This is a genomic window from Saccharopolyspora sp. 7B, from assembly GCF_020177435.1.
GTDB lineage: Bacteria > Actinomycetota > Actinomycetes > Mycobacteriales > Pseudonocardiaceae > Saccharopolyspora_C > Saccharopolyspora_C gregorii.
In genome coordinates this window covers 1-3,631 of the sequence record NZ_JAIUKC010000025.1, presented here as the reverse complement: position 1 = coordinate 3,631, position 3,631 = coordinate 1, and the positions used below count along the sequence as shown (strand labels likewise).

Below are 3,631 nucleotides of genomic sequence, written 5' to 3'. Positions count from 1 at the left end.
CGCGGCCGGCCCCCCGCCCCCCCCCCCACCCCCCCCCCGGGGGGCCCCCCCCCGGCCGGGCCCCCCCCCCCCCGGGGCCCCCCCGGGGGGGGCGGGGGGGGGGCGCCCGCCCCCCCCCGGGGCCGCCTCGACGCGCTGGTCGCCGAGCACGCCGAGCACGAGGTGGTGCCGGTCCGCGCCGACATCACCGACCCGGACGGGATCGCGGCGATCGTGGCCGCCGCGGACGGCAGGGTCGACGCGCTCGCCAACATCGCCGGGATCACCGACGGGATGGTGCCGCTGCACGAGGTGGACGACGAGCTGTGGCACCGGGTCTTCGAGGTCAACCTGCACGGCGCGTTCCGGCTGACCCGCGCGGTGCTGCCGCTGATGCGCGCCGCCGGGCGGGGTTCGATCGTCAACGTGTCCTCGGAGGCGGCGCTGCGCGGCTCGACCGCGGGCACCGCCTACACCGCGTCGAAGCACGCGGTGGTCGGACTGACCCGCAGCGCGGCGTTCATGTACGGCCCGGACGGGATCCGGGTGAACTCGGTGGCGCCGGGCGGAGTGGCGACGGGCATCGAGGGCGCGATGAACTCGGCGCTGGGCCGGGAGCGGATCGAGCCGACGCTGGCGGCGCTGCCGCACATCGCCGAGCCGGAGCACGTGGCCGCGTCGATCGCGTTCCTGCTCAGCGAGGATTCGGTGAACCTCAACGGCGTGCTGCTGCCCTCCGACGGGGGCTGGTCCGTCCAATGAGGACACCCGTTCGCGGCGGGGCGGCGTGCCGCACTTGCTTTCAGTCAATCGACTGAATTAGTCTCGTGGGCACTGCCACCCCACCACCAGGAGCCCGCGTGAGCCAGCCAGCCCCGCCGAACGACCAGCCGATCTCCACGCGCCGCACCGGTTTCGACCCGGCGCCGGACGTCGCCGCGCTGCGCTCGCGCGACGGGATCACCCGGATCCGCACCCCGTTCGGCCCGTCCGCCTGGCTGCTCACCCGGCACGCCGACGTGCGGCGCATGCTCGGCGACGCCGACGCCTTCCGCAACGGCTGGGGCCCGGAGGACCTGGACGGCGCGCGGCGCGACCCGCGGCAGCTCTCCGGGGAGCGCAGCGGCAACCTGCTCGCGCTCGACCCGCCGGACCACACCCGGCTGCGCCGGATGCTCACCCCCGAGTTCACCGTCCGCCGGATGCGCCGCCTCGAACCGCGCATCGTCGAGATCGTCGACGAGCACCTGGACGCGCTCGAACGCCACGGCCCGCCCGCCGACCTCGTCGCCCAGTACGCGCTGCCGATCCCCTCGCTGGTCATCTGCGAACTGCTCGGCGTGCCGCCCACCGACCGGCCCGAGTTCCAGGAGCGCACCAACCGCCAGCTCGACACCACCCTCCCGGAGGAGGAGAAGGTCGAGCTGTCCCGGCAGTCCCTCGCGTACATGACCGAGCTCGTCGCCCGGGCGCGGCAGGACCCGGGCGAGGACCTGCTCGGCATGCTCATCCGGGACCACGACGCGGAGCTGAGCAACGCCGAGCTGATCGGCATCGGGAACCTGCTGCTCGTCGCCGGGCACGAGACCACCTCGAACATGCTCGGCCTCGGCACGCTCGCGCTGCTGCGCCACCCCGAGCAGCTGCGCATCGTGCGCGACGAACCGGATCGCGTGCCGGGCGCCGTCGAAGAACTGCTGCGGTGGCTCAGCGTCGTCGGCAGCGGCTCGCCGCGGATGGCGACCCGGGACGTGGAGCTGGCGGGCGCCACGATCCGCCGCGGTGACCTCGTGTCGTTCAACCTGCCCGCCGCCAACCGGGACCCGGAACTGCTCGACGACCCTGAGCTGCTGGACGTCACGCGGTCCGCGAGCCCGCACGTCGGCTTCGGGCACGGCATCCACCACTGCATCGGCGCGCCGCTGGCGCGGATGGAGATGCGCATCGCGTTCCCCGCGCTGCTGCGGCGGTTCCCGCAGCTGCGGCTGGCGATCCCGGAGGACGAGGTGGCGTTCGCCAGCGACCACGCCATCTACGGCCTCAAGGAGCTGCCGGTCACCTGGTGAACCGGAGCGCCGAGCTCGGGCGGCCGGGGCCCCGCGGCGGCCGGCCGCTCAGCGGGCCGACCTGGCGGCGCCCACCAGCTCGGTGACCGCGACCTCCAGATCGGGCGGGCGCAACGGGTTGACGCTCACCCAGCCGCCCGCGGTGCCGATCCGCAGCCGCCCGGCCGGACCGTCCACCCAGGACAGTTCGGTGCCGTCCCGGACCACGCCGCCCCGGCCGCGCCGGGTGGCGCCGAGCTGCCCGCGCCCGGTCACCACCGGCAGCACCCGGACGAGCTGGTCGAGCTGCGCGGGATCGCCGCCGCAGTCGCGCACCAGCTCCCGGAGCCGCCGCTGCCGTTCGGCGTCCCGGTCCACCTCGTCGAGCACCCCGGCCGCCCCGTGCACCGCCCGCGCGGGCAGGGTGATCGGCATCGTGCGGGCCCCGCCGAGCCTCGGCAGCATCCCCAGCACGGCGCGGACCAGGTCGTCCTGCCCGATCCAACGCACCTCCACCTGGCCGGACAGCGCATCGCCGAGCGGGCGGAGGCAGAGCGCCGCCCACGACCGGTGCAACAGCACCGCGACCGCGGTGGTCCCGTCCGGCCCGGTGAGCAGCAGGTCGATCGCCGCCCGGTGCTCACCCAGCGCGTCCGCCAGGTCCGCCGCCGCCCCGGTGGGACCGGAACCGTCGGCGAGGCCGCGCAGCTCCAGCGTCTGACCGGCCGTGCGCAGCAGCACCTCCCGCTCGCCCGCGATCCGGCCGAACGACGGCACCTGCAGCGGGAACGGGCAGGCCACCCCGGCGTGCGTGGCGAGCAGGTCCAGCTCGACCAGCCCGAACCGGACGCCCTCGGCGGTGGCGATCACGATTCGCCCCCGGCCGCCGCGCGCAGCGCCCGGCTGGCCTCCGCCTCGCGGTCCCGGTAGCCGGTCACGGTCCGGCGCAGCGCGGTGTGGAACTCGTTGACGCCGGTGTCGGTGGCACCGACCTCCCCGGTCAGGCCGGTCGCGCCCGCTTCCGCGCGCAACCGCATCGCCAGGTGCAGCGCCGGTGGCGCCGTGCCGAGCAGCGGCAGCCGCTGCGCCAGTTCACCCGCGGTGCGCAGCAGGCCCGCGGTGTCCCCGCCGATCGCGGCGAGCGCGGCGACCTGCGCGTCCAGTTCCTCCGGTGTCAGCTGGAAACCGCCGCCCGGAACGTCCCCAGTGGTCATGCTCGATCCTCACTCCCCGATCACCGGGGGCATCACCGGCTCGTCGACGTCGAAGAGCCGCTGGTCGACGACGGGCAACCGGTTGCGGTGCTCGCCGGATTCCTCGTCCCGGCCCCGGGCGCCCGCCCCGGCCGGGGCCATGCCGCCGCGCCCACCGGACCGGCCCGCCGGGGACGCGCCCAGCGCGGCACCGCCGAACCGCCCGGCCGCACCGCCGATCCCCGCGCGCCCGCCGGGTGCCAGTGCCGCGTCGAGCGGTCCGCCGCCGACGAGCTTCCCCCACGGCACCCCGCCACCGGACGCACCGCCGAACCCGCCACCGGTGCCCGCCGCCGAGCTCGCGCCGAACCCCGCCGCGGTCGTCGCGGCGGGCGCCTCCCCCCGGGGCGGGGG

Annotated in this window: 4 protein-coding genes and 1 pseudogene (1 of these 5 cut by a window edge); 2 read left to right on the top strand and 3 right to left on the bottom strand. The window is 76.5% G+C overall.

The window, feature by feature from the left end:
• Positions 1-741, top strand: the 3' portion of a protein-coding gene (locus LCD33_RS05045; RefSeq protein WP_224977561.1) for an SDR family NAD(P)-dependent oxidoreductase. It extends 522 nt beyond the left edge of the window; only the last 741 of its 1,263 coding nucleotides appear in the window; its start codon lies off the left edge, out of view; the stop codon is at positions 739-741.
• Between the two features lie 98 nt (positions 742-839).
• Positions 840-2,045: a cytochrome P450 gene (locus tag LCD33_RS05040; protein ID WP_224968905.1), complete on the top strand. Its 1,206-nt coding sequence runs from the start codon at positions 840-842 to the stop codon at positions 2,043-2,045.
• A gap of 48 nt (positions 2,046-2,093) precedes the next feature.
• On the opposite strand, the gene LCD33_RS05035 is transcribed toward LCD33_RS05040, so the two are convergent.
• The 3 genes and pseudogenes from LCD33_RS05035 to LCD33_RS05025 all read right to left on the bottom strand — a co-directional run.
• The gene (locus LCD33_RS05035) at positions 2,094-2,894 is read right to left on the bottom strand and encodes an ESX secretion-associated protein EspG (RefSeq protein WP_224957485.1); all 801 of its coding nucleotides are present in this window, start codon (positions 2,892-2,894) and stop codon (positions 2,094-2,096) included.
• Positions 2,891-3,238: a hypothetical protein gene (locus tag LCD33_RS05030; RefSeq protein WP_224957483.1), complete on the bottom strand. Its 348-nt coding sequence runs from the start codon at positions 3,236-3,238 to the stop codon at positions 2,891-2,893. Before LCD33_RS05030 ends, LCD33_RS05035 begins: the two co-directional genes overlap by 4 nt.
• Before the next feature lie 9 nt (positions 3,239-3,247).
• A pseudogene (locus tag LCD33_RS05025) lies at positions 3,248-3,631 on the bottom strand (hypothetical protein); the annotation flags it as partial.

Bases quoted from the DNA above. Each gene is read 5' to 3' on its own strand.
- LCD33_RS05030 (WP_224957483.1), bottom strand. From the start codon at position 3,238: ATGACCACTGGGGACGTTCCGGGCGGCGGTTTCCAGCTGACACCGGAG.